The 22,948-nt window shown below is 51.2% G+C and carries 25 protein-coding genes and 3 tRNA genes; 13 read left to right on the top strand and 15 right to left on the bottom strand.

What is annotated here, in order from left to right:
• The first annotated feature begins 53 nt into the window (after positions 1-53).
• The 9 genes from GM557_RS04380 to GM557_RS04340 all read left to right on the top strand — a co-directional run bounded on the left by GM557_RS04380 (position 54) and on the right by GM557_RS04340 (position 7,479).
• Positions 54-2,834, top strand: a complete 2,781-nt coding sequence (locus tag GM557_RS04380; RefSeq protein WP_155573107.1) for a hypothetical protein — start codon at positions 54-56, stop codon at positions 2,832-2,834.
• Positions 2,831-5,347 (top strand): hypothetical protein, encoded by a 2,517-nt coding sequence (locus GM557_RS04375; protein WP_155573106.1) that lies wholly within the window; start codon positions 2,831-2,833, stop codon positions 5,345-5,347. Before GM557_RS04380 ends, GM557_RS04375 begins: the two co-directional genes overlap by 4 nt.
• Positions 5,344-5,511, top strand: coding sequence for a hypothetical protein (locus GM557_RS04370; protein ID WP_155573105.1), 168 nt, complete (start codon positions 5,344-5,346; stop codon positions 5,509-5,511). Before GM557_RS04375 ends, GM557_RS04370 begins: the two co-directional genes overlap by 4 nt.
• Positions 5,512-5,721: 210 nt before the next feature.
• On the top strand, positions 5,722-5,961 hold the full coding sequence (locus tag GM557_RS04365) for a hypothetical protein (RefSeq protein WP_155573104.1): 240 nt from the start codon (positions 5,722-5,724) through the stop codon (positions 5,959-5,961).
• A 6-nt stretch (positions 5,962-5,967) separates the two neighbouring features.
• Positions 5,968-6,360, top strand: a complete 393-nt coding sequence (locus GM557_RS04360; RefSeq protein ID WP_155573103.1) for a structural protein P5 — start codon at positions 5,968-5,970, stop codon at positions 6,358-6,360.
• A complete protein-coding gene (locus GM557_RS04355) occupies positions 6,357-6,608 on the top strand; it encodes a hypothetical protein (RefSeq protein ID WP_155573102.1) in 252 nt (83 codons plus the stop codon). Before GM557_RS04360 ends, GM557_RS04355 begins: the two co-directional genes overlap by 4 nt.
• 42 nt (positions 6,609-6,650) lie before the next feature.
• On the top strand, positions 6,651-6,953 hold the full coding sequence (locus GM557_RS04350) for a hypothetical protein (protein ID WP_155573101.1): 303 nt from the start codon (positions 6,651-6,653) through the stop codon (positions 6,951-6,953).
• On the top strand, positions 6,950-7,186 hold the full coding sequence (locus tag GM557_RS04345) for a hypothetical protein (RefSeq protein ID WP_155573100.1): 237 nt from the start codon (positions 6,950-6,952) through the stop codon (positions 7,184-7,186). The genes GM557_RS04350 and GM557_RS04345 overlap by 4 nt, the downstream gene beginning before the upstream one ends.
• Positions 7,183-7,479, top strand: a complete 297-nt coding sequence (locus GM557_RS04340) for a hypothetical protein (RefSeq protein WP_155573099.1) — start codon at positions 7,183-7,185, stop codon at positions 7,477-7,479. The genes GM557_RS04345 and GM557_RS04340 overlap by 4 nt, the downstream gene beginning before the upstream one ends.
• A 71-nt stretch (positions 7,480-7,550) precedes the next feature.
• Here GM557_RS04340 and GM557_RS04335 read toward each other — a convergent pair.
• The 4 genes from GM557_RS04335 to gatC form a co-directional block, all read right to left on the bottom strand.
• A tRNA-Ser gene (locus GM557_RS04335) sits at positions 7,551-7,643 on the bottom strand.
• A 92-nt stretch (positions 7,644-7,735) separates the two neighbouring features.
• Positions 7,736-9,196, bottom strand: coding sequence for an Asp-tRNA(Asn)/Glu-tRNA(Gln) amidotransferase subunit GatB (gene gatB, locus GM557_RS04330; protein ID WP_155573098.1), 1,461 nt, complete (start codon positions 9,194-9,196; stop codon positions 7,736-7,738).
• A complete protein-coding gene (gene gatA / locus GM557_RS04325) occupies positions 9,193-10,680 on the bottom strand; it encodes an Asp-tRNA(Asn)/Glu-tRNA(Gln) amidotransferase subunit GatA (protein ID WP_155573097.1) in 1,488 nt (495 codons plus the stop codon). The genes gatB and gatA overlap by 4 nt, the downstream gene beginning before the upstream one ends.
• Positions 10,680-10,967, bottom strand: a complete 288-nt coding sequence (gatC, locus tag GM557_RS04320) for an Asp-tRNA(Asn)/Glu-tRNA(Gln) amidotransferase subunit GatC (protein WP_099027382.1) — start codon at positions 10,965-10,967, stop codon at positions 10,680-10,682. The genes gatA and gatC overlap by 1 nt, the downstream gene beginning before the upstream one ends.
• A 65-nt stretch (positions 10,968-11,032) precedes the next feature.
• On the opposite strand from gatC, the gene ruvX reads away from it, so the two are divergent.
• The gene (gene ruvX / locus GM557_RS04315) at positions 11,033-11,500 is read left to right on the top strand and encodes a Holliday junction resolvase RuvX (protein WP_155573096.1); all 468 of its coding nucleotides are present in this window, start codon (positions 11,033-11,035) and stop codon (positions 11,498-11,500) included.
• Between the two features lie 74 nt (positions 11,501-11,574).
• Here ruvX and GM557_RS04310 read toward each other — a convergent pair whose 3' ends face one another.
• Both GM557_RS04310 and GM557_RS04305 read right to left on the bottom strand, forming a co-directional pair.
• Positions 11,575-12,819 carry a Gfo/Idh/MocA family protein gene (locus GM557_RS04310; protein WP_155573095.1) on the bottom strand — a complete coding sequence of 415 codons (1,245 nt, stop codon included), beginning with the start codon at positions 12,817-12,819 and terminating at the stop codon, positions 11,575-11,577.
• A 452-nt stretch (positions 12,820-13,271) separates the two neighbouring features.
• Positions 13,272-13,346 (bottom strand) — tRNA-Val (locus GM557_RS04305).
• Between the two features lie 55 nt (positions 13,347-13,401).
• Here GM557_RS04305 and GM557_RS04300 point away from each other — a divergent pair.
• Positions 13,402-14,280 (top strand): N-formylglutamate amidohydrolase, encoded by an 879-nt coding sequence (locus tag GM557_RS04300; RefSeq protein WP_266137984.1) that lies wholly within the window; start codon positions 13,402-13,404, stop codon positions 14,278-14,280.
• A 20-nt stretch (positions 14,281-14,300) separates the two neighbouring features.
• Here the strand turns inward: GM557_RS04300 and GM557_RS04295 are convergent, their stop codons facing one another.
• From GM557_RS04295 to GM557_RS08965, 4 genes are all read right to left on the bottom strand, one after another.
• A complete protein-coding gene (locus tag GM557_RS04295) occupies positions 14,301-14,654 on the bottom strand; it encodes a hypothetical protein (RefSeq protein ID WP_155573094.1) in 354 nt (117 codons plus the stop codon).
• A gap of 97 nt (positions 14,655-14,751) precedes the next feature.
• Positions 14,752-15,132, bottom strand: coding sequence for a VOC family protein (locus tag GM557_RS04290; protein ID WP_155573093.1), 381 nt, complete (start codon positions 15,130-15,132; stop codon positions 14,752-14,754).
• 106 nt (positions 15,133-15,238) lie between these two features.
• Positions 15,239-16,660, bottom strand: coding sequence for a mannose-1-phosphate guanylyltransferase/mannose-6-phosphate isomerase (locus GM557_RS04285; RefSeq protein ID WP_155573092.1), 1,422 nt, complete (start codon positions 16,658-16,660; stop codon positions 15,239-15,241).
• A gap of 594 nt (positions 16,661-17,254) precedes the next feature.
• Complete coding sequence (locus GM557_RS08965) at positions 17,255-17,380, bottom strand: hypothetical protein (RefSeq protein ID WP_255482608.1); 126 nt, start codon at positions 17,378-17,380, stop codon at positions 17,255-17,257.
• 40 nt (positions 17,381-17,420) lie between these two features.
• Here GM557_RS08965 and GM557_RS04280 point away from each other — a divergent pair, with 40 nt between their 5' ends.
• Positions 17,421-17,735 carry a hypothetical protein gene (locus tag GM557_RS04280; protein WP_155573091.1) on the top strand — a complete coding sequence of 105 codons (315 nt, stop codon included), beginning with the start codon at positions 17,421-17,423 and terminating at the stop codon, positions 17,733-17,735.
• Between the two features lie 9 nt (positions 17,736-17,744).
• Here GM557_RS04280 and GM557_RS04275 read toward each other — a convergent pair whose 3' ends face one another.
• Positions 17,745-18,773, bottom strand: a complete 1,029-nt coding sequence (locus GM557_RS04275; protein ID WP_155573090.1) for a hypothetical protein — start codon at positions 18,771-18,773, stop codon at positions 17,745-17,747.
• Positions 18,774-19,168: 395 nt separating this feature from the next.
• On the opposite strand from GM557_RS04275, the gene GM557_RS04270 reads away from it, so the two are divergent.
• On the top strand, positions 19,169-19,471 hold the full coding sequence (locus tag GM557_RS04270) for a hypothetical protein (RefSeq protein ID WP_155573089.1): 303 nt from the start codon (positions 19,169-19,171) through the stop codon (positions 19,469-19,471).
• A gap of 42 nt (positions 19,472-19,513) precedes the next feature.
• On the opposite strand, the gene GM557_RS04265 is transcribed toward GM557_RS04270, so the two are convergent.
• The 4 genes from GM557_RS04265 to GM557_RS04250 form a co-directional block, all read right to left on the bottom strand.
• Positions 19,514-20,545 (bottom strand): hypothetical protein, encoded by a 1,032-nt coding sequence (locus GM557_RS04265; protein ID WP_155573088.1) that lies wholly within the window; start codon positions 20,543-20,545, stop codon positions 19,514-19,516.
• A 71-nt stretch (positions 20,546-20,616) separates the two neighbouring features.
• Positions 20,617-20,790: a hypothetical protein gene (locus GM557_RS04260; RefSeq protein ID WP_155573087.1), complete on the bottom strand. Its 174-nt coding sequence runs from the start codon at positions 20,788-20,790 to the stop codon at positions 20,617-20,619.
• Positions 20,791-20,927: 137 nt separating this feature from the next.
• Positions 20,928-21,002 (bottom strand) — tRNA-Val (locus tag GM557_RS04255).
• 55 nt (positions 21,003-21,057) lie between these two features.
• Complete coding sequence (locus tag GM557_RS04250; RefSeq protein WP_155573086.1) at positions 21,058-22,947, bottom strand: hypothetical protein; 1,890 nt, start codon at positions 22,945-22,947, stop codon at positions 21,058-21,060.
• Position 22,948: the final 1 nt, after the last annotated feature.

Genomic DNA, 22,948 nt, shown 5'->3' with positions numbered 1-22,948 from the left:
GACACACCAGAATTACAAATGGCTGCCATGCTCCTCCCCCACCGGGAGGGGATATGTCATTATTTTCAGGCGGGCTGAACACACTCAAGAGCGTTCAGGATGAAGGGCTAGCAGGGCAGGCGTCATCCTTGGAGCAATCTCTTGGTGCCTCCTTTACGGCAGGCATTAACGATATGCCGGTCGTCCGCATTGGTGACTGGATACGCCATGAAGTCAAAAGCAGCGAGGGAGATACCCTTACTCCAGAAGATGCCAATGCGCGCTATGGCATCAAAGGGGTGCTTAATTTCGACAAGCCTGTCTCTTCCGCTTTAGCCCAAACCCTCAATGAGGAAAAACAGAACAACCTTATTCGGCAGAATACCATCCGCAACGGACCAGATGGGCCTATAAACGGCATACTGAACACAGCAGCAGGTGCCCTTCCCTCTTTCCTAGACCCCATCAACTATGCTGCTGCGCTGATTCCTGGTCTGGGGGAAGAACGCATCGGCATGGCCCTGGGAGGTGCCGCAGCTCGTGCCGAGGGCTTTGGCATGGAACGTGTGGCCGATGGTCTTATTTCTGCCGAAGGACTAAACCGGCGCGTTGGGGCCGCTTTATCCAGCAATCTTCCGGGGCGTATAGTGCAAGGTGCCAGCCAAGGGGCCATTGGCATGGCCGCCCTTGAGCCGCTCAATATGGTTCTGGACCGCGATGAGCATAATGATTGGAGCGCGGGACAGGCCCTACGGAACATCGCATTTGGTGGCGTCATGGGCGGTGGACTGCATGGGATTGGCTACACTCTTAGTAAAAGGCTCGAAAGGGCTGGTACTAATGCCAAAGGGCAGGTTTTAGCTGATGGTCTAACATCTCTAGCCAGTGATACGCCTAGCAATGCAGAAAGCCTGCTCAATATCCACGAAGTCCAAAATTCCAAAGATGAGCTTGAGCGCGTTGTAGCTTCGCATGACGCGTTGCCTACGGACACGGACGTAGATACGCACGTTCCTTTACGGGATAAAATTGCAGACGACCTCTCGCAACTCCAACAAAATCATGCTGACACAGTAAGTGAAAGCTCTCTTTATGAGCCGCCTGATGAGGATGCCTCTACTGATATAGACATTCCCCCATCCACTTCAATCACAAAACCACAGCCAACGGCCCCATCCCTCTTTACCTTCCTCACCCGTCATGGCGGGGTACTTGATGAAGGGGGAGAGCTAAAAGCGAATGACATTCACCGTCAACGCATCGGGCTTGTCCGCCGCAACGGAGGGATGCCTCTGGATAAAGCGCGCGAACTATCCGTTGAGCATGGTTACCTCAAGCCTGATGCTGACATCAATGACCTCTTAGAGGCCATGATAGAAGAAAGCCATGGGCGTAAGGTTTTTCCTGAGGGCGTATTGTCTCAGCACCCATCAGACCTATCAAACATTGAGGACCATTATCGAGAACAAGCAGCCGATGATGTTGATGAAGCTGCCAATGCAGCAGATGTTGACCTAACGCCTGATGAACATAATCACGCTATTAATACCATCCTATCCGGTGCCCATCCTGATGCCGCCATTGAGGACGCTTTGCGCGTATCTCGTCACTCCACATGGCAGCGTTATGAAGAAATGCTCGACCATGGGAGGGCTTTCCATAGGAGCCGCATCGGTGAGCAGCAAAATCTTCTACATGCCCTGACCCGTGAACGCCTTGGCCTTTATGCGCAACACCTTGATGCCGCCCTAGATGGGATGGATTTGTATGATATGGCAGATGCCATCCTAAAGCATAACGGGACAGAAGATGCCGTAGAGAGCGCATTACGGACTATCGAAGCAGAGCGCGGCAAAGGCCATGATGCTACTAGCTGGCAAGGGTATGTAGAGGAAGCCTATCAAACCGCAAAGCAAAAGCTTGATGCCTTGCAGAATGATGCGGCTGAGGCCATCATGCGGAACCTCCATGGGTATGAAAGCCATGAAGTCACACAAAGCCGCGCGGGCCTTTCTGCCTTAAAAGATGCCTCCCCCAGCCCAAGACATGGGCAAAATACGTCTCCCCTGCCTGCTAGTAGCATTGAGCATCTGGACCTTTCAGAGGTAGGAAGCAATCCTGCTTTAGTAGGACGTATGATGGAAGGGGTGGATGGCGCGCCAGCATGGCCTATCGTGTTGGGTGATGGCGTGCATACCGTTAAAATTAATGGGAAGGGCCAAGATATTGGCGGAGGCCATGGTCGCCTTCATATTTCTGCCCGGCATGGTGAAGAGCTAAAGAAGCGTGGCTTTGCTAGTATTGATGACTTTGTAAAGCGGGCTATTGCTGATGCAAATCAGGTTCGCCTAGATGAAGGAAATGGTTCTTTCTTCACCGTGAAAATGGGAGATAAACAGGGGTCGAAACATAAACACCCCACTACAGTACTGCATCTCATCAAAAAAGATGGCTATTACCGTGTTGGAACAGCCGATGAATTCAAAACAGGTTATCTGAAAAACAGAAAGCTGCTGTGGGAAAAGGATCTCAACACCAATTCGAACCCAACCGGACAGGGTTCCGACTCCTTTAATCCCCACGAGCAAAATATGTCCGATACTCTGAGGTCTGGGAGAGATGACGAACGCCACAACAGCTTCTTACAAAATGAAAACACTGCCCCCAAAAGTCAAGATAAATCCATCACTGAAGCACAGTCCTATTCCGACCAGATCGACCAGCAGCTTGCCGCCCTAGGCGACCAGATCAGCCCTGAAGAACTGGCAGACATCCACCGTGAGAAAGCTCTCTCCGATGGTAATGCCGATGCCCTCGCCTCCGCTGCCGCCTGCCTAACAAGGAAAGCCCTATGACGCACGAACATCCATGCTACAACGAAGCCGAGCAAGCCGCTGGCCGTGAAATGTCCAAGGCAGAGCTTGATGAGATGTTTGGGCGGCTGGAAAAAGAAGCTGGCCGCTACATGCAGCAAGGCCTCTCCCCGCGTGAAGCCTTGGAGAAAGCTGGTGCTCGTATGGCTGATGAGGAGCGTCTGGCCGCCATCATCGAGGCTAATGCCCGCAAGAAGAACCTCATCGTCCGTGCTGAGTTACGCCGCCGCATCGTTGCTGGAGATGAAGCGGCTTCCCTTGAAGGTATTCTCGCCGGGAAGCAAACCGGGGAACGTGATGCCGCCCTCTCTGTAGATGCGCATAGTCATGGCCGTGTTGCTCAGCTTCTTGGCCCTCTGATGCATGATTTAGATAAAGCGGGCGTTTTTAAAGCTCTATTAGAGCGCGATGAACAATTCGATGCTGATGTGGCGCGTGAGATGTGGCGTCTTGATGACCCAGAAGCAGGGTCCCCAACAGGCAATAAGCTGGCTGCCGAGGCTGCCCGCATCCTGTCTGAGTATCAAGACACCGTGCGGCTGATGCAAAACAAGCAAGGCGCATGGATTGGCAAGGCGGATCATTACGTCACCCGCCAGAGCCATGACATGTGGAAGATACGAGGCGATGGGTCGGAAAGGTCTTACCAGAACTGGCGGGACACCATCCTCCCTCTACTTGATGACCGTACTTTTGAGATGATGCCCGCCAAGCAGTCGAAGGAAGACTTCCTCCGCAATGTATGGCTTAACCTCTCCACAGGTGAGCATGATAACGCCAACGGGCGGGATTGGCTCTCTGGCTTCAAAGGCACATCCAACAAAGCCAAGAAGGTCAGCCAGAACCGTGTTCTACACTTCAAAGATGCTGATGGCTGGTTGGCCTACAACAAAAAGTTCGGCCAAGGCCATGTGGTGGACAGCATCTTCAAAGGGCTTATCAGTGGCGCACGCAACGCCGCCGTGATGGGTGATTTAGGTACGAACCCTGAGAGCATGTTCCGCAGCATGATTGAGGAATCCGTGCAGGCGGCGCGTGACCGTGCCGATGCTAAAATGGTAGATAAGCTCCGCCGGTTGGAACGCAGTGCCCTGCTGGACATCGTGACAGGCAGGGCCAGACAGCCGGCCAACAAGACAGTGGAAACCATCGGCGCCTATGCTCATGCATGGAACCAAGTCACAAAACTAGGCGGGGTCGTCATTTCCTCCCTACCCGACCTTGCTGTTAATGCCTCCGTTTTGCGGCATAATGGTGTGCCGTTGCTGGAAAGCTATTGGAACAGCCTTAAATCTCTAGCCCCAGCGTTATTCAGCGCAAACCCTCAAGAACGCAAAGAGGTCGCCCGCATGCTGGGCGTGGGGCTGCAAGGGCATCTTGGCTCTGTCATGAGCCGCTTCTCTGCCAATGATGCGCCATTAGGAAAGATGAGCGACCTCATCAATAAGTTTTACCGCTTCAATGGTCTGGAATATTGGACAGATAGCCTCTCAGAAGGCATCGGCCTGATGCTTTCCCATAATCTTGGCCGGAATGCTGGCCTAGGATATGAAGCCCTTGATGGACGATTGCGGGCCAGCCTGCAACGCTTTGGTATCACCCAACCAGAATGGGACGTGATGCGGCAGGCCGTGCGGACAGCGGCAGGAGAAGACCATATCCTACCCAGCGAGATAGGCCAATTGCCCGATGAGGCTGTGGCTCCCCTAATCGAGAAAGGCCAAACTGCAGATGACATACGGGACAGCCTGACCCGCAAGCTCTATGCCTACATCACCGACCAAACACGAGAAGGCATGACAGAGCCGGATGTCCGCACGCAGGCTACCTTCAGGGGCATCAGCAACCGGCTGGATGACGTGAACCCGCTACTCGGCCAGGCCGCACGGCTGATGCTACAATTTAAGAGCTTCCCCATTTCCCATGTTCGCAGGCTTTATCAACGTGAGGTGAAGCGCAACGGGCTAGACCTACCGGGCATTGCCCACATGATTGCCGCTACAACCTTGCTTGGCTATGTCGCTATGCAGGCTAAAGCCATATTGGCCGGGAAAGAGCCACGCGATGCAGGCGATGTTCGCACATGGATATCCGCCATGGGCCAGGGTGGTGGTGCGGGTATTTATGGCGATTTCCTCTTTGGCCAGCAGAGCCGTATGGGCAATAACATGCTAGAAACGCTAGCCGGACCAACCATTTCTGACATGACCAAACTAGCCGGGATATTCACCGCCACCCGTGATGAGCTGGTTGGCAGCCCTGATGCCGAGAAGGCCCGCACCTATCTGGCCGACCTTGTCCGTTTTGCCTCTGGACAAATCCCTTTTGGCAATCTTCCTATCATCAATGCCGCCCTGAAATATAGCGTCATTTACAGCCTGCAAGACATGATTAACCCCGGCTACACAGCCCGTTATGAAAAGCTCGTCCAGCGCAATCAAGGGCAGGGTTTCTTAGTCTCACCAACCAACAATCTTTATAATGCGACCAAATGACCCTGGGGGACACACCAGAATTACAAAGGCGTGGTTACCTATCCATCCTGATGATGGAGAGGGACATTCATGCGCTTCGCACTGGCACTTTCGGTATCGCTAATAACTGGCACGGCTTCGGCCAACAGCATGGCTATTCCCCCGGCCCAGCATGGGATTTTTGATTCTGGAAAGCTCCCTCCATCGGCTCAAGGAATTATGACATTTGGAGAGGCCGGAAGTATCAGCCTAAAGGCTGTGCCTTACTCTGCCCTCCCCCTATCAGCTCCTATTGGCACGGCATTTTTCTGCACCGACTGTGCGGGTCAGGGACAACCTGTTTTCTTTAACGGAACAATTTGGGTTGATGCCTCTGGGGCCGGAGTGAAGCACTCATGAATGACCAGTATCTAACCCGCGCTGAAGGCCTAGAAATCAAACAAGACATCCGAGACATCGAGATGGATATGGCTGTCGTCAAAGACCGCCAAGCTAGCCAGCAGCAAATGTTAGAGAAAATTCTCTCTCAGGTTAGGCACGGCAATTCATGGCGCAACCTTTTCATCGCGGGCGGCTCAAGTGCTGGTGGAATCATCATCGCCGTCATCATGAAGATTTTCCACATCGGAGGTTAATGCACCATGGAAGTACGCGGCATCCGCAATAATAACCCTGGAAATTTGGACTTTGTAGGCCAAGCAGGGGCTCATCTTGAACAAGGGGTTCATCCGAGATTTGCGGCTTTCAACACGCCAGAAGCTGGTTTAATTGCTTTGCGCGGTCAGTTGCTGCGTTATAACCAGCATGATGGCCTAGATACCGTCAAGGATATCATCAGCAAATGGGCACCCCCGACCGAGAATGACACGGCGGCCTATATCAACGGCGTGTCTCATGCGCTTGGCGTAACGCCAGACCAAAAATTAGGGCCTTTCACACCTCAGCTAGTAGCTGGCCTCATGCGCGCTATCATCTTCATAGAGAATGGCAAAAATCCCTACGGGCCGCTGGTAGATAAGGTGGCAGCAGCATGAGAACATTGTCCTGGATGCGTCAGCCCACCACCCTTTACGGATTATCTCTCATTATTGGAGGCCTAGCGGGGGCAAAAACAGGCGCGCTTGATGCCAATATAGCTGCCACTTTGCTCATGGCCGCTTTGCCTTTGCTCTTGCCTGACAACAGCACGGCCCGTGCCATCGCCTCCTCCATCATTCCTACGGCAGTTAGTGAATTAGAAAAAAGCTCTGCTGCCAATAAGGAACACAGCAAGCCTGGTTGACTGAACCCGGCTATTCAATCTCTCACAACAAAGGACCTTATCATGACCGACAACACAGCTTCTTCCGTCATTAATGGACTACTCACCCTCATTGAAGGAGCTCTAGGTGATAGCGAAAGTGCCGCGACTAAATCGCGCCTCCATTTAGCGTCTGTCATTTTGGGCAGCATCTCTGATGAGGTTGCTTCTCTGTTATCCGATCGTTTCGATAGTACCGCCCTTTTTGCCGGCATCCAGCGCGTTGAAGGCGGTCTGTCTGAGGTAGAAGAAGGGATTAAAGACGTTATCGCTACTCTGGAGAAGAAGAAAGCATCTCCAGTGGCGCAGGTCAGTTCTGCGGCATGATGTATCTCTATGCCGGGTGTGGGGTGGCGTTCATCGCTGCCCTCACCCTGTTCGGTTTCGTGATGCATCGCGCTGGTCGTAATGCTGCACGGGTTCAATCAGAGCAGCAAAACCTAACAGAGGCAAATGATGAGAACGCTACATTATCTCGTATGAATGATGCGGCCGCCAATGCGCCGCAGACTGACGATGAGCTTCTGGAAAAACTACGCGATGGGAAAGAAGGCCTATGACGCAAGAAAGCCCCCTCTGGCTCTATATTCCTTTCGCCCTGGTCGTAGCGTGCGGCATAGCTTTGTTAGGGGGATGCAGTGAGGTGCGTATCCACCAGCAATGCCTTTATCTCCGTACACCTACGCTAGAGCAACAGCGGGGTGCTTATGCCGAAATGATGGCCCACCCGGAGCTAAAGAACGTCCGTATCCAAGCCGCTGATCTCGACTACGCCCTGCGGGAAAATGCTGCGTGCTGGGGTAAAACATCTCATTCTGCCATCCCCCCACAAAATCCCCCACAGCATGACTGAGACAAGCACGATAAACGGAATAAAAAACCGTTACATCTCAGGATAATTTTTGGCTATTTTCTGGTAATCCGTGGCGGAGGGGATGGGATTCGAACCCACGATACGGGAGTTACCCGTATAACGGTTTAGCAAACCGCCGCCTTCAGCCTCTCGGCCACCCCTCCGCTATAAACGGTTTTTACACGGCGTTTGCAGGACTGTTTGTAGGGGGAAACGCGCGTGACGTAAAGCCCCCTACACCATTCTTTTTACGATTTTATGAAGCTAAAAGTTTCTTCAGCAGCTCATTAACCATGGCCGGGTTGGCTTTGCCTTTCATGGCCTTCATCGTTTGCCCAACAAAGAAGCCAAAGAGCTTATCTTTGCCGCTCTTATATTCAGCAACTTTATCCGCATTAGCTGCTAAAATCTCGCTAATTGCCGCTTCAATCGCGCCTGTATCCGTCACTTGGCGGAGGCCCTTACGGTCCACAATGGCGGAAGGTTTATCACCTGTCTCCACCATATCTTCGAGAACCTCTTTTGCGATTTTCCCGTTAATGGTGGAATCACTTATCAAGGCAAGAAGCTCACGCAATGATTCAGCAGAGACCGGGCTATTCTCAATCGTCCGGCCTGTTCGATTCAATGCTGCGAAGAAATCACCCAGAATCCAGTTTGTCGCCAAACGTGCATCCGCCCCGCGTGCCACTGTCTCGTAAAAGTCCGCTACAGATTGTTCAGCCGTCAGAACGCCCGATTCATAGCGAGAGACGCCGTATTCTTTCTCCAGCCGTGCGCGCTTATCCTCTGGCAATTCTGGCAGAGCCGCCTTCAGCTCATCCACCCAAGATTGCTCTAGCACCAAAGGCAGGAGGTCCGGCTCTGGGAAGTAGCGGTAATCATGCGCATCTTCCTTGGTCCGCAGAGAGCGCGTCTCGCCCTTTACATGGTCAAAAAGGCGGGTCTCTTGGTCAATTTCCCCACCAGATTCCCACACATCAACCTGACGCTGCGCTTCAACTTCAATCGCCTGCATGACAAAGCGTACGGAGTTCACATTCTTAATCTCGCAGCGCGTGCGATAGCCCTCTTCCCCTTCACGCCGGACAGAGACATTGACATCCGCGCGCATGGAGCCTTCCTCCATATTGCCATCGCATGTCCCCAAATAACGCAGAATCTGCCGTAATTTGCGGATATACGCACCGGCTTCTTCTGGGGAACGAATATCGGGTTCACTCACAATCTCCATCAACGCCACACCAGCACGGTTGAGGTCGATGAAAGACCGTGTCGGGTCTTGGTCGTGAATGGACTTCCCGGCATCTTGCTCCATATGCATCCGGGTCACGCCGATATGCCGGGTTTCACCATCGGCTAGCTCGATCTCGACAGTGCCCTTCCCCACGATTGGATGCTCAAACTGGCTAATTTGATAGCCTGTCGGCAAATCCGCATAGAAGTAATTCTTCCGGTCAAAGCGACTGAAAAGATTAATCTGCGCTCGCAAGCCGAGCCCTGTCCGTACCGCTTGGGCTACGCACTCACGGTTCAAGACAGGCAGCATACCAGGGAAGCCCGCATCAATTAGGCTAACATGGCTGTTAGGCTCCCCGCCATAAGAGGCAGAAGCCCCAGAAAATAACTTCGCTTGGCTTACAATCTGGGCGTGGACCTCCAACCCGATGACCACTTCCCATGCGCCAGTTTCACCAGTGATTCGATACGCGCTCATGCTGATACCCCTGCATGGATAGTAGGACGATGGGTAAAGGATGCTGCTTTCTCCAAAACGGAGCCCGCAGCTAAGAGTGTTTCTTCATCAAAGAAGCGACCAATTAACTGCAAGCCAAGTGGCACGCCGTGGCTATCCAACCCTACAGGTACGGATAAAGCAGGCACACCGGCCATGCTAGCAGGCACGGTAAAGACGTCATTAAGGTACATCTGCACGGGGTCAGTTGGTTTTTCATCCCATGCAAAAGCCCCAGAAGGTGCCGTTGGGGCGAGGATGACATCTACCTTTTCGTAAGCCTGCAAGAAGTCCCGCTGTAACAAGGTACGAACCTTTTGCGCGCGCAGATAATACGCATCATAATAGCCGGAGGACAGCACATAAGTACCCAGCAGGATACGGCGTTTTACTTCCTCACCAAAGCCCGCTGCACGCGTTGCTTCATAAAGAGCATCCAGTGATGCCCCCGTTACGCGCTCACCAAAACGCACACCATCATACCGCGCAAGGTTGGAGGATGCCTCCGCCAAAGCTGCAATATAATAAGCTGGGAGGCCATATTGTGTATGTGGCAGAGACATATCGACAATCTCGGCCCCTGCCTCTTTAAGCCAGGCAATCCCTTGGTCCCAAACAGCGGCAATCTCAGCAGGGAGGCCATCAATCCGATATTCTTTCGGAATCCCCACCTTTAGGCCCTTCACGCCTCGCCCCAAGGCCGCCTCATAATGTGGGACGGGTTTATCCACACTTGTAGAATCTTTTGGATCGAACCCTGCCATAGATTCCAACAAAATAGCGCAATCTTGTAGGTTACGCGCCATCGGGCCTGCTTGGTCTAAAGAGCTTGCAAAGGCGATGGTCCCAAAGCGGGAGCAACGGCCATAAGTCGGCTTAATCCCTGCAATACCGCAAAAAGCCGCAGGCTGGCGGATGGAACCGCCCGTATCCGTCCCAGTAGCCCCAAGAACCAACCCCGCCGCCACTGCTGCGGCAGAACCACCAGAGGACCCACCGGGCACTAACTTCGCTGTGGAGCCACGCCGTTGCCATGGATTCACCACCCCGCCAAAAGCGGATGTTAGGTTAGTGGAACCCATAGCGAACTCATCAAGATTCAGCTTACCAAGAGAGATAGCTCCATCTTGCTTGAGGTTAGCTGTCACCGTGCTCTCATAAGGGGGGACGAAATTATCAAGGATTTTACTCGCAGCCGTTGTGCGGACATCCTTGGTGGCAAAAAGGTCTTTCAGGCCGATTGGCAGGCCACATAAAGGCCCCCCTTCCCCTTTTGCTAAAGCAGCATCTGCCTCCTTCGCGGCAATGCGCGCTTGCTCTGGCGTACGGGTGATGAAGCTATTCAGCCCATCATCAAGGCGTTCAATAGCCTCAATATGAGCATTGACCAACTCCACAGCGGAAATCTTGCGGGCGCGCAAAGCATCCCGTGCGGATGCTAATGTGTAATCAAACAGGCTGCTCATTATTCCACCACCTTCGGCACGGTATAAAAGGGACCTTCACGCTCCGGTGCGTTGGAGAGGACGGCTTCTGGGCAATTTCCATCCGTTACTTTGTCATCACGCAAGCGTGGCTGAGCCAAACCCGTGCCGACCATCGGGGGGACATCTGTAATATCAACCTCATTGAGATGATCGACCCAGCCAATAATTCCCTGCATTTCTTTCTGATGAGCTTGTAGCTCCTCCTCAGAAAGACCAATTCTTGCCAGTCTGGCCATTTTTGCCACTGTCTTCACGTCAAGCGACATGTATAGTCCCGTCCACCAATATCGTTACGTTAGCCTCAAGCTATGAGAGAGCATACCCTCTTGCCATGACACTATTCAATCCACACGCGCTACGCAATCAGCTTCAACCTTCACAATCTGTTCTGGGGATAGACCCTGGCAGTAAGCAGATAGGCCTTGCTCTGTCTGACATATCGCTCATGCTGGCCTCGCCGCTTACCATTGTGATGCGAAAAAAACTTAAACAGATGCTGCCAATCTTTCAGGAATTATGCGCCCAGCACGCAATAGGGGGAATCGTTGTCGGCCTTCCCCTCTCCCTTGATGGCAGCTTCGGCCCTGCTGCTCGTGCTGCTCATGATTGGGCAAAAGATTTGAGCGAGCGTCTTAATATACCTACTTGCTTATGGGATGAGCGGCTCTCCTCCAGTGCTGTAAATCGCTTTTTGATTCAAGAAGCCGATATGAGCCGTAAAAAACGCGGAGACGTGGTCGATAAAATGGCCGCAGCCTACATGTTGCAAGGCTGGTTGGATGCCACGATAGCCTCTTAATATATCTTACCCACAAAAAAGAGGGCCACATGCTCCATGCGGCCCCCTCCTCATCAGAGCGTCTTAAAGGACGATCAGATGGTCTTACGCCAGTCACCCCAATCAGTGGAGACAGGGCGACTACCAGAGTTAGCAGACTGATACATAGCTTGAATCAAGCGCACATCCTGCATGCCTTCTTCACCCGTTGCAGCGAGCGGTGTGTTATTAGCTACGCTGATGGCTAGATGGTCTAGCTGAGCGGAGAACTGGTTCAATGCTGGGATGGTGAACATCGGTGTGGACCATGTTTGTGTATCCCCACTTGTGCAGTGGCTTACGCTGTTACACCAATAGCTTGTTGCAGGGTCCATCCGCAGGGAGGCTTCCGTCCCTTGCAGGTTAAAGCGGGACATCGCATTGACGTTAAAGGAGGCACTACCATGTGCCACCGCGCCAGAGCGATACCGCATGATCCAAACGATTGTCTCGTCAATCTCACGGAACATCGGGTCAGATGGCGGCATGATTGTGGCCTGAACCTCAATCGGATCCTCATCCAGCATGTAACGAGAGCCGTTCACCCCGTAAATACCGAGGTCCATCAGCGCACCACCGCCAGATAGCGCGCGTGTTAGACGCCACTGGTAGGTAGGATCGGTCGGGTCGGTATTATCGCCGTTATCTGTGCTGATAATCTGTGGCTTACCGATGCTGGTGCGTGCCAGCTCAATAGCTTTATGTGTAACGGGGTCGAAGTGGCAACGATAGCCAATCATCAGCTTCTTGCCAGCTTTCTTACCAGCGTTAATCATACGCTGACATTCTTCCACCGTGACAGCCATTGGCTTTTCACACAGCACATGCTTGCCTGCGCGGAAAGAACGCTCCGTAAAATCAGCATGCAGGGAGTTCGGCAGAATGATGTACACGGCATCAACTTCCGGGTCCTGCGCGATTTTATCGAACGTGTCGTATGTATAGAGGTGAGATTCCTCAATACCATAATGCTTGCCAAGACGGCGTGCCTTCTCGATGTCACCGCTGACAAGAGCTGTAACCTTCGCATATTCACACTCTGCAAAAGCAGGCAGAATCTGGTTCACAGCATATTTGCCAAGGCCAACAATGGCGTAACCAAACTTACGCGGGCCGTCATTCAGCGGGCGAAGAAGATTCGGATAAGGACGTTTCCCCAAACCAGCCGGCGGAGCTGGGAAACCAAGAGACTGCGCCACAGCGGAGCTTGCCCCCCCTGCTACGATGGAAGCCCCAAGGGCGCCCAAAACATGCCGACGGCTTGTATTGACCGATTTTTTGGATGATGAATGAGCATTCATTTAAGTACATCCTCTCCACTTAACAACGGCTCCGCACAATTACGAAACCTAACGACAAGCAGGCTAGCTTCACTATTACCTGCCTTCTGCCGAGGAAGTTAAAGCTGCTCAGAAGGGCTTGGCAATCACCCCTTGTTACGGAATATCTCCGTTTACGATATAGAAATATAAGAAAAATCTATTACACTCATAAAGTTATTATTTTACAGAGCGTTATAACCAGCCTCACAAAGGTTTTATTTTTCACTCCATTAGCAAGTTATAGATGAATTGCATTTTAATCATGGCACACCCCTCACAACCCCACGCCGCATCTTTAAAAACATAACAGCTTCTGGGTAAGGATAATCACCCCACCACGAGAATAGGTCATTATGGCACAGCAGAGGTCCCACAAAGGACCAGTCCCAACTAAAAACATTAATTTTTTAAGGAGATAATCACCAGAGGGGTGGTGGGCGCAACAGGGATTGAACCTGTGACCCCTACCATGTCAAGGTAGTGCTCTACCGCTGAGCTATGCGCCCCGCCTGGTGTAAGAGGGTATTTACCTTGCCCTATAAGATGTGGCAAGCCTTTATCGTGAAAAAAATTCAAAAAACTCCCTGTGCGCTTCCACTCCGCTCCTCCCACGCTGTTGGGGTACAGCTGCCACCCTGCAAAAGCCGGACGCCCTTCTTATTATCATCCCCTCATTCTGGGCAAAATTATCCGCCTGAGTTCCTAAAAACGACTATTCTCTCCTTAAATGAACTAGAGCGCATGGAGGATCGTTTCATTCATGAGCTTTTACAGGATCTTCCCGCCCATGGCCTCAGCCTCATTCAGGCTCTCTTTCCACGAAGTTTTTGCGATGTAAACCGAGATTGGCGGGAGCTTGATGCCAGCATGTTCTCCCCTCCACTTGTTGAGCAAGACCTCATCTATAGTGCAAAAGTGCGTGCAGGTTATGGCGTCATACCGCGTTGCCTTGCGCCGGGGAAAAGTATTTACCGTTATTGCTTACCCGTCGAGGAAGCCAGAGCACGCCTTACCCATTATTGGCAGCCTTATCATCATGCCCTCCATACAACGCTGAACTCGCTCACCGAGCAATTTGGTACGGCTATTTTATTGGATATTCACTCCATGCCGCCACTTGCTCAAACACGGCCGTGCGACATTGTACTCGGCAATAAACACGGTACAACATGCTCTCATGAACTCATCAGCATGGCCGAAGATTTATTCACCGCTAAAGGGTATCACGTCCAACGCAATGTACCCTATCCGGGCGGTTATATAACAAGCCGGTATGGCGTAATAGAGGAAAATAAACAAAGCCTACAGATTGAAATCAACCGCGCTTGTTATGTAAACTTAGGAACACTAAAGCCTAATCGTCACTTTGAGACTATGCAAAAGGACTTAACAGAGATTCTATCAACAATGGCACACTCTTTCCCCACCACTAAAGGATAAGGAAAGAGCAGCAACGCATCTTACTTCTCTAACAGGAAAGCAACACCTGCAAGTTTGTTTGTTTTCGCAACCTGCGCCACAACGACCCCTGCTTTATTACGCACAGTCCCGTTATCATCGACAGAACCAACAGCACTGCCCTGATTGTTATAAACAACGCCGCCGCGATCAATCTCGCCAATAATCTTGCCCGTCTTATTATCCAACACTGCCCCTGCTGGGCTTACAGAGCCAGAAAACTGCGTTGTGATTTGCTTCACGCCGGTCGCAGGTGCCTCAGACTGAGCGGCTGCTACACCTAAAGATGTTGCACAAAGCCCCAGCACCATACCCAATAATAAGCATGTCCGCTTTAGCATAGACGATACCGACATTTTTAACCTCTTTCTCTATCAAACAATTCCACAAGCTTATCACATTGAGGGACAGGGGCCATCCATATTATAGCCCCACTCCAACCCTTGCAGACTGTTACAGGTCGTACCGTCCGCAAAGCTTATTGCCATCTGGATCCCGCAGATAAGCAAAAAAATACTCCGCATCGCCGACTTTACGTATCCCCGGCGGGTTCTCTATATCCAAGCCGCCATGCTCAATGCCCGCTTTGTGCCATGCTTTCACCTCATCTTCGCTTCCAAGAGCAAATCCCAACGTGAAACCATTCGCCACCGAGGCAGGATTACCATCTATTGGCTTACCAATCATGAACATCTGACCGTCTTTTTCGTAAAGCAACTTACCGGGCATTGCCTCCCCTAAGGCTTTCCCACCCATAACGGAGAATAACGCATCATAAAACTTCTTAGCGCGGGTAAGGTCGTTCGTACCCAACACAACATGTGTATATAACATAGCAAGCTCTCCTCGCCTGAAGATATTCATCTTGCTAGGATATGGGCACGCATACATTACTTTCAATAAGATGCGTGCCCTTTAAAATCTAACTTTTCCGTAAGGGCTAGCGTTTATAAACATCCTCTAGCCGCACAATATCATCTTCCCCCAAATACGGGCCAGATTGCACCTCTATCAAAGTAATTGGGATACGGCCGGGATTCTCCAACCGATGAACAGCCCCTAATGGCAAATAAACGCTCTCATTTTCTTTAACCGTAAGGACTTCATCATCACGCGTTACAAGGGCCGTACCAGCGACAACGACCCAATGCTCTGCTCGATGAAAATGCTTCTGTAGTGATAACTTCTCCCCCGGGCTTACATGAATACGCTTCACTTGGAAACGATCACCCTGAATCAAGCTCTCATAGAAGCCCCAAGGCCGATACATCCTTACATGCTTCTCGGCCTCCTCTCGTCCCTCCTCCCGGAGGCGCGAAACCATATGCTTAATATCTTGCGCACGGTCACGATGCGATACCATGACAGCATCTTTGGTAACGATGATGATAAGGTCATCCACGCCTGTTACGGTCGCAACGACACTATCGGAATGTACATAGCAGTTCTTGGCTCTGTCTAAAAAGACATTCCCTCGCGTTGCATTACCATCGCTATCTTTAGGCGTTAGCTCCCAGACGGCATCCCAGCTCCCAACATCCATCCAGCCAAAATGAGCAGGCACCACAGCAGCACGTTGCGTTTTCTCTGCCACAGCATAATCCACCGAGATGGACGGAGCTTGCGCGAAACTTTCTGCTTCTAGCTGAAGGAAGCCTAAATCTGTCTGAACATTCTCAACCGAACGCTCAACCGCATTGTAAATCTCTGGAGCAAGTGTCTTTAACTCAGACAAAAATACCTTGGCCCGTGCCATAAACATGCCGGAGTTCCAAAGATATTTCCCCGCTGCTAAGAGACGTTTTGCCTCCTCCTCATTCGGCTTTTCGAGAAAGCGCGTAATATGGAACGCATTCTCTGTACCGTCTAACGCTTTGCCTTGCTCAATATACCCATAGCCTGTCTCAGCTTTTGTGGGTGTCATGCCAAATGTCGCGATATAACCTTTCTCGGCAGCTTCTCGCGCTTGAGAGACCGCTTCTTGCAGAGCGGGGATATCTGTAATCGCGGCATCGGCTGGCATAAACCATAAAATAGCCTCATCATCGGTTTTAGCTTGCCAAAACGCCGCTGCGGCCATCGCAGCAGTAGAATTACGCGCGACTGGCTCCAGCACAATCCGCGCATCCTCTATCCCAACTTGCCGCAGCTGCTCAGCCATGACAAAACGATGATCACAATTACCCACAATAATGGGAGCTGCCTGCAACCCTAGCAACTTCGTCCGCTGCACAGTCTCTTGAAATGGCGTCTCCTGCCCCAAAAGCGTACAAAACTGTTTGGGATAACTCTTACGCGAGACCGGCCATAACCGCGTACCAGAACCCCCAGACAATATCACAGGAACAATAGGACTAATCATGTTACGTTCCTTCACAGACAGAACAAATACCACCCCACAGACGTATAGCCGTCCCCTTCTACTATTCCTCCCTAAAAGTCAACTCCTAACGAGAAAAACAGATCACTAAACCATAAAATTAAAATTACTTTTTAATCCACATTTTCTTGCTTTACTGTACAAATAATTCTATTGTTCCTTTAATAAAATTATGAAATACAGGATCGTATATCATGAAGAAATGGCTAGCTTGCACAAGCTTACTCTTGTTTTTCTCACACTTCAATAATATAGCATCCGCACAAGAACAAAAGAATGAGGGTGCACTATGTGCTAGGCTAAATCAAGCTAATATTCTCTCCACTACCGCCTGTTCCGACCCAGCACTTAGGGTTACTGCCTTCCATTACGCACAAACATACTAGCCCTTAAAGGGCAAAATACACCGGTCGAGAATCAGCTTTTAGAGAAGCAACTAACCGAGAATAATGCTGCTCTACAACATGAATGTGCCCTACCACCGACCGGCCCGACAACGACCCCACCCACTGAAGTAGAAAAAACCTGCTTTATTAAAACACGGCAAGAGCAAATTGCCGTATTATCACGTATAGTTTAGGCGGCGGAGGCGACATTATCGGCCTTTGTATGGGTGGTATGAGTTGCGGCAATAGCGGCGAGCCCAGCATGGGCTTTGTCATTTGGGGCGGCTCCTACACTGGCACCCCTCCAAATGGGCAAGAAAAATCAATACCCATCATCTCCGCCCAAAATGGTATGGTTGGCTACCCCAAATATAACGAGGCCGGAACAACCATCACAACACTCCTCCGCCCAGACATCGCCTTCTGGCAACCTCTTATTATTAGAGAGCAAATACGCCCCTCAAAATTGGCTTCCTTCCCCCAACCAACCGGACAGCCTCACCAACCAAAGCCATCAGCTTATCGGCAAAGCCCCTTGGGATGGCCTATGGCTCCCCATTGCCATCCAACATGAAGTCTCGACAGAAATGCAAGAAGGTAAATGGCACACAACCATCGATTGCATCCGCACCAATCTCGGCCAAAAACCACCTCACAACGGAGCAACCTAACCCCCTGCTCTACCATCCCTCCCGCGGGTCATGATTCATATTATCCACATCGCAAATCCTATCCCCCATGCCACTACCTATATTATAAGAATCATCATTTATCGCATCTACATGGTGGGTAATATCTCCCCACTCATACCCCATATTATCCAACAACCCCCCTACAATAACCGCACAACGCCAATAACGCCCCTTCTGGGAGAGAACTAAATCTGCCGCCTCGCGCGCCCATCCCCTCAAAACGCCAACCTTCACAAGCTTCTTAATCGTTCCCTTCCGGTCCTCCCGAAAAGCCTTCAATAACCGCTCAATAGACGGCGCATAAGGGTCTTCCGCATTCGGGTCTTGATACATCCGCCCAATATCGCAAATGCCCTCCGCCGTTGCAAAAGGTCGAAGATTCACTTGTCGAGCTTCATCATAACTAATTGGCATACCAGGTGCTCGGCGATACATATTATACACTGCCATAGCACAATCCCAGTATCTGCCTTTTTGAGAGGTCACCAATATAGCCGCACTCTCCGCAACATTCTTCTCCACACCGGCCTGCACCATCTCATCAATCATCCCCTGCCGGTCTTGCTGAAAACTTCGCGCCATAATCTGAACAGGATCATTCTCCGGATTATAAGCGGGCTTCGCAGGCGTCTTATCCAAAAAAGCCTTGCTACAAATATGCACTTGCTCAATATCGTAAACAAATCGCCATGACCCAGAATTCGCTAAGCGAATACGCTCCTGCCTATCCTTATCCGGAGGCCCATCATCAGGGAACTCAGGATGCAACGCATCATACCCGCTCAACAGCAAACTCACATGCTGCGCGCACATAGACTCAGGCTTATACTTCGCCCCCCACAAAGCCTGCCGCGCTAACGACGCACTCAAGCCCATCCGCTGCAACGCATATTGCTGCTGCGCCGCAACCATCTTCAACCCCTCCTCTATAGGCGGTATCCCATCAGCACAAACACCCAAACCAGGCACCAAAATAAACGCCACAAAACCCAAAATCCCCGCAACAATGCCCCGCATCACACCCCCCAATAATCACAAAGTCAAAACCACCCTATCAACAAATAAACCATATTGTCACCTTAACATTCCTCAACCACGTTCTCCCTGGCCGCACCACCATCATGCTCTCTGTGAGCGATGATAACAACGCCCCCTCACCAACCATTACCGCTCTGGGAGTGCGCTAGACCAAATAAAGGGGGTCGTAAACGCAACACATATCAACTATAATTTCAAACAATACACCCCCCATTACGCAAGACGAGACTAACAACCTCCCCAACAGCTACAAGCAGCAAATCTCCCAAACAACAGCCCATCTAGGGGTAATTGAAATCTGGGGCGGCTCCTACACTGGCACCTCTCCAAATGGGCAAGAAAAATCAATACCCATCATCTCCGCCCAAAATGGTATGGTTGGCTACCCCAAATATAACGAGGCCGGAACAACCATCACAACACTCCTCCGCCCAGACATCGCCTTCTGGCAACCTCTTATATTAGAGAGCAAATACGCCCCTCAAAATTGGCTTCCTTCCCCCAACCAACCGGACAGCCTCACCAACCAAAGTCACCAGCTTATCAGCAAAGCCCCTTGGGATGGCCTATGGCTACCCATCGCCATCCAACATGAAGTCTCAACAGAAATGCAAGAAGGCAAATGGCACACAACCATAGAGTGCATCCGCACCAATCTCGGCCAAAAACCATCCTAGAATTAGAGCAATCTAACCCACCGATAGATAGAACTGACCGACTTACCATAGCCCCTCCCGCGGGTCATGATTCACATTATCCACATCACAAACCCCATCACCAACGATACTCCCTATACTATAATAACCTTCATTTATCGCATCTACATGATGGGTAATATCTCCCCATTCATACCCCATATTATCCAACAACCCTCCTACAATAACCGCACAACGGCGATAACGTCCCTTCTGCGCCAACACCAAATCCGCTGCATTCTCTGCCCATACACGCCTAACGCCAACCTTCACAAGCTTCTTAATCGTCCCTTTCCGGTCCTCCCGAAAAGCCTTCTGCAACCGCTCAATCGATGGCGCATAAGGGTCAACCGCATTCGGGTCCCTATACATCCAGTTAATATCACAAGCCGTTTCCGCCGTATCAGGATTCCGCATATTCATTGCCCTAGCATCCTCTCGGCTTATTGGCATACCGGGTATCCGACGATACATATCAACTGCGACAACCGCGCACCCCGCATACATCCCTCGCTGAGAAGTGACAAGCACAGCCGCACTCTCCGCAACATTCTTCTCCACACCAGCCTGCACCATCTCATCAATCGTCCCCTGCCGGTCTTGTTGAAAACGCTGCGCCATAATCTGAACAGGATCATTCCCCGGGTTATAAGCAGGCCTCGCAGGCGTTTTATCCAAAAAAGCCTTGCTACAAATATGCACTTGCTCAATATCGTAAACAAACCGCCATGACCCAGAATTCGCTAAGCGAATACGCTCCTGCCTATCCTTATCCGGCGGCCCATCATCAGGGAACTCAGGATGCAACGCATCATACCCGCTCAACAGCAAACTCACATGCTGCGCGCACATAGACTCAGGCTTATACTTCGCCCCCCACAAAGCCTGCCGCGCTAACGACGCACTCAAACCCATCCGCTGCAACGCATATTGCTGCTGCGCCGCAACCATCTTCAACCCCTCCTCTATAGGCGGTATCCCATCAGCACAAACACCCAAACCAGGCACAAAAACAAACGCCACAAAACTCAAAATACCCGCAACAAATCCCCGCATCACAACCCCCAATACGCAATAGAGCCTAACTACCTTCTACAATTCGCACGCTGCAAACGTACCAGCAAAGCTTATGCTGCGCTCCATAATAATTGTATATCGTTAGCATGACGGTAACGCGTTCTATGGGCGCAATAATGAGGATATGGCCGCCCCTCTATCGTCAGTGCATCTCCCATTACAGATGAAGCCGCTGCCTCCATATGGTCACCCTGAATCATGCCCTTAAAGAAAGGGGCACTCACTGAGGGAGAAATCCCTGAAAATGAATGGGCAAGACTCTTGAACGCTCGCACATTTTCACGGTCATGCGCAAATGACGGTGGACAGCATGTTGGGCGTCACCCAATATCTAAAAACACTTATGTTTCAGGGGGATTTATGGTGGATGCGACAGGGATTGAACCTGTGACCCCTGCCGTGTGAAGGCAGTGCTCTACCGCTGAGCTACGCATCCTTAATGGGGTGAGTGGCTTCTAGCACCTGTTCTCTCCCCATGCAAGAGGGCTGCTTTAAAAACCAAACATATGGTCTAATGAAAAACCACCAGCCTCATTATCTAAACCGTGATACCCAAAAAGACGGCATGTTAAGTCACGAATTAAGACATAACCGCCCTCCCCTGCTTGGTCTAACAATGAAGCATCAAACAGCTTATGCGGTTGAAGAAGGTAAGAGCCAGAAGGCTGGATGGTAATATCAGCCTGAGCCAGCTCCGCCCCATCAGCAACATGAAGATGCAAGCGCGTTTGGGATGGGGCGCGGCCTTCACGCAGGGAGGTCGGGTAAATCAAGTAACAAAAACTCCGTAGCATTGTGCTATCAAGAGTTTGACCAAGCTTTAAAAAGAGCCGAGTTGTCAGGCCCGGCGGAGGACCAGCATAAGATTGCGGCTCGTTACGCCATGTCATCATAGTGTTGAAGATATGCCCGCCAAAGCTCGTCTCGGCCGCATGGTCCGTTTTGCGATGGCGATAACGCATTAAAGCATGAGGCCAGCCGTCAGCCTCCCCACCATCGCGGAAGTCATATACAAGCTCCGCATGGCCGGGTTTTTGAAGAAGCTCATGCAGGGCTATCGCCCCTTGATAATTACGCGGTAAATTGCCAAGGAAATGCTGGCCACATTCCTGACCGGCTTCATCAAACACATCCAACCGCAGCGGCATATGTGTTAGTGCTTCCGACATCGGGTTGGGCTGGACGAAACTTTCATACAAAGCGGGATTAGGGATGGGGAAAGGCAGTACAAACCCGCGCCCTAAGAGGGGCGACATAGTGCGAAGTGCGGGGTCGGGTTGTAAATTGGCGCGCTCGACATTCATATGGGCAATGCGTGTGCGCCCCCGCTGTACAATTTCGTACCGTGGGCGAACCAGATGTTGGCCAGAGCGTAACTCCAACTGGGCAGGCCACCGCCATTTAGGCAATAACGCGCCGACATCCAGCGCAACCGTCTCATAAGGGCCGATAGGCTGAGCGATGGGGTAATGCTCATCCTCCCCCATAGGGTTGAGGGTTATAGCCCCTGCGGGAATGGTTGTGCCGTGGCTATTTTGCAGCCAGAGATATACGGTCTCATCATCATCAGGCGCGGGAAGGGTCGCAAAGCGCATGGAGGGCCACGCATTAGCGTCATGCGTCACAGAAAGGCTCGGGTCACCTTTGCGACCAAAACTATCAAGAGCGTATTTTACGACATCATGCCCTTTTGCCCCAATTACATGGATGAAAAGCTGCCCTGTAAAATGCGGGAGATTGAAGCGTTCCCTCACCTCTTGGCTATCAATCACCACACCGGCGGCGGGGTTCTCTACATCATGATGCCATTCTGCCAGAATAAGGCCCTGCTCATCGTAAAGACGGAGCCAATAGCGTAAAGACTCTGCCCCGTAATTAGACCAATAATTCGCCGTGACTAAGCGGGTGCTGAAATGTTCTGTCTCGCGAAAGAAGGCAAAATTAGTTGCGAAATTACATTTATCTAAATAAGGCCGCTTATAGGGGAAGAACATATCTGGCAGGCGCGCTATACCCAATGTATAAAGCGGTATAGCCCCTATAAATGCCCCAAGGCGGGAACGCATTTTAGCATCCTCAAACGACAAAGCGAGGATGGCATCCACATCACAATTAGCCGCGTGAACAATGGCGCACTTCTGCCCGCCTAGGCCATCAGCCTGACCAACTTGCTCACTATCATGCGTTAAAATCAAAGCCGGTTGAATAGCGGGATAAAGCCCACATAACGTAGGGGCGTACTCATCAGGGTCATAAAAAGCAACTCTCTTGCCTTTTAACGCCGCCTCCAGCGTTTTCATCTCCTCAACAATCAGCGGGTGAGAGAGAGCCTTATAGAGGACATTACCGCCCTGCGGTCCAAAAGTTTTAATGTCCAACATG

The organism is Bombella sp. ESL0385, assembly GCF_009725755.1.
In the GTDB taxonomy this organism is placed as follows: Bacteria; Pseudomonadota; Alphaproteobacteria; order Acetobacterales; family Acetobacteraceae; genus Bombella; species Bombella pollinis.
The sequence above is the reverse complement of the archived record's forward strand: the minus strand, read 5'-3'. Positions and strand labels throughout refer to the sequence as shown.

Excerpts from the sequence above, each read along its gene's own strand:
- GM557_RS04310 (WP_155573095.1), bottom strand. The coding sequence starts at position 12,819 with ATGAATGCTCATTCATCATCCAAAAAATCGGTCAATACAAGCCGTCGG.
- GM557_RS04295 (WP_155573094.1), bottom strand. The coding sequence starts at position 14,654 with ATGTCGGTATCGTCTATGCTAAAGCGGACATGCTTATTATTGGGTATG.
- GM557_RS04250 (WP_155573086.1), bottom strand. The coding sequence starts at position 22,947 with ATGTTGGACATTAAAACTTTTGGACCGCAGGGCGGTAATGTCCTCTAT.
- GM557_RS04350 (WP_155573101.1), top strand. The coding sequence starts at position 6,651 with ATGACCGACAACACAGCTTCTTCCGTCATTAATGGACTACTCACCCTC.
- GM557_RS04265 (WP_155573088.1), bottom strand. The coding sequence starts at position 20,545 with ATGCGGGGATTTGTTGCGGGTATTTTGAGTTTTGTGGCGTTTGTTTTT.
- GM557_RS04275 (WP_155573090.1), bottom strand. The coding sequence starts at position 18,773 with ATGCGGGGCATTGTTGCGGGGATTTTGGGTTTTGTGGCGTTTATTTTG.
- ruvX (WP_155573096.1), top strand. The coding sequence starts at position 11,033 with ATGACACTATTCAATCCACACGCGCTACGCAATCAGCTTCAACCTTCA.
- GM557_RS04370 (WP_155573105.1), top strand. The coding sequence starts at position 5,344 with ATGACCCTGGGGGACACACCAGAATTACAAAGGCGTGGTTACCTATCC.
- GM557_RS04360 (WP_155573103.1), top strand. The coding sequence starts at position 5,968 with ATGGAAGTACGCGGCATCCGCAATAATAACCCTGGAAATTTGGACTTT.
- GM557_RS04345 (WP_155573100.1), top strand. The coding sequence starts at position 6,950 with ATGATGTATCTCTATGCCGGGTGTGGGGTGGCGTTCATCGCTGCCCTC.
- GM557_RS04380 (WP_155573107.1), top strand. The coding sequence starts at position 54 with ATGTCATTATTTTCAGGCGGGCTGAACACACTCAAGAGCGTTCAGGAT.
- GM557_RS04365 (WP_155573104.1), top strand. The coding sequence starts at position 5,722 with ATGAATGACCAGTATCTAACCCGCGCTGAAGGCCTAGAAATCAAACAA.
- gatC (WP_099027382.1), bottom strand. The coding sequence starts at position 10,967 with ATGTCGCTTGACGTGAAGACAGTGGCAAAAATGGCCAGACTGGCAAGA.
- GM557_RS04285 (WP_155573092.1), bottom strand. The coding sequence starts at position 16,660 with ATGATTAGTCCTATTGTTCCTGTGATATTGTCTGGGGGTTCTGGTACG.
- gatA (WP_155573097.1), bottom strand. The coding sequence starts at position 10,680 with ATGAGCAGCCTGTTTGATTACACATTAGCATCCGCACGGGATGCTTTG.
- GM557_RS04270 (WP_155573089.1), top strand. The coding sequence starts at position 19,169 with ATGGTTGGCTACCCCAAATATAACGAGGCCGGAACAACCATCACAACA.
- GM557_RS04340 (WP_155573099.1), top strand. The coding sequence starts at position 7,183 with ATGACGCAAGAAAGCCCCCTCTGGCTCTATATTCCTTTCGCCCTGGTC.
- gatB (WP_155573098.1), bottom strand. The coding sequence starts at position 9,196 with ATGAGCGCGTATCGAATCACTGGTGAAACTGGCGCATGGGAAGTGGTC.
- GM557_RS04355 (WP_155573102.1), top strand. The coding sequence starts at position 6,357 with ATGAGAACATTGTCCTGGATGCGTCAGCCCACCACCCTTTACGGATTA.
- GM557_RS04375 (WP_155573106.1), top strand. The coding sequence starts at position 2,831 with ATGACGCACGAACATCCATGCTACAACGAAGCCGAGCAAGCCGCTGGC.
- GM557_RS04290 (WP_155573093.1), bottom strand. The coding sequence starts at position 15,132 with ATGTTATATACACATGTTGTGTTGGGTACGAACGACCTTACCCGCGCT.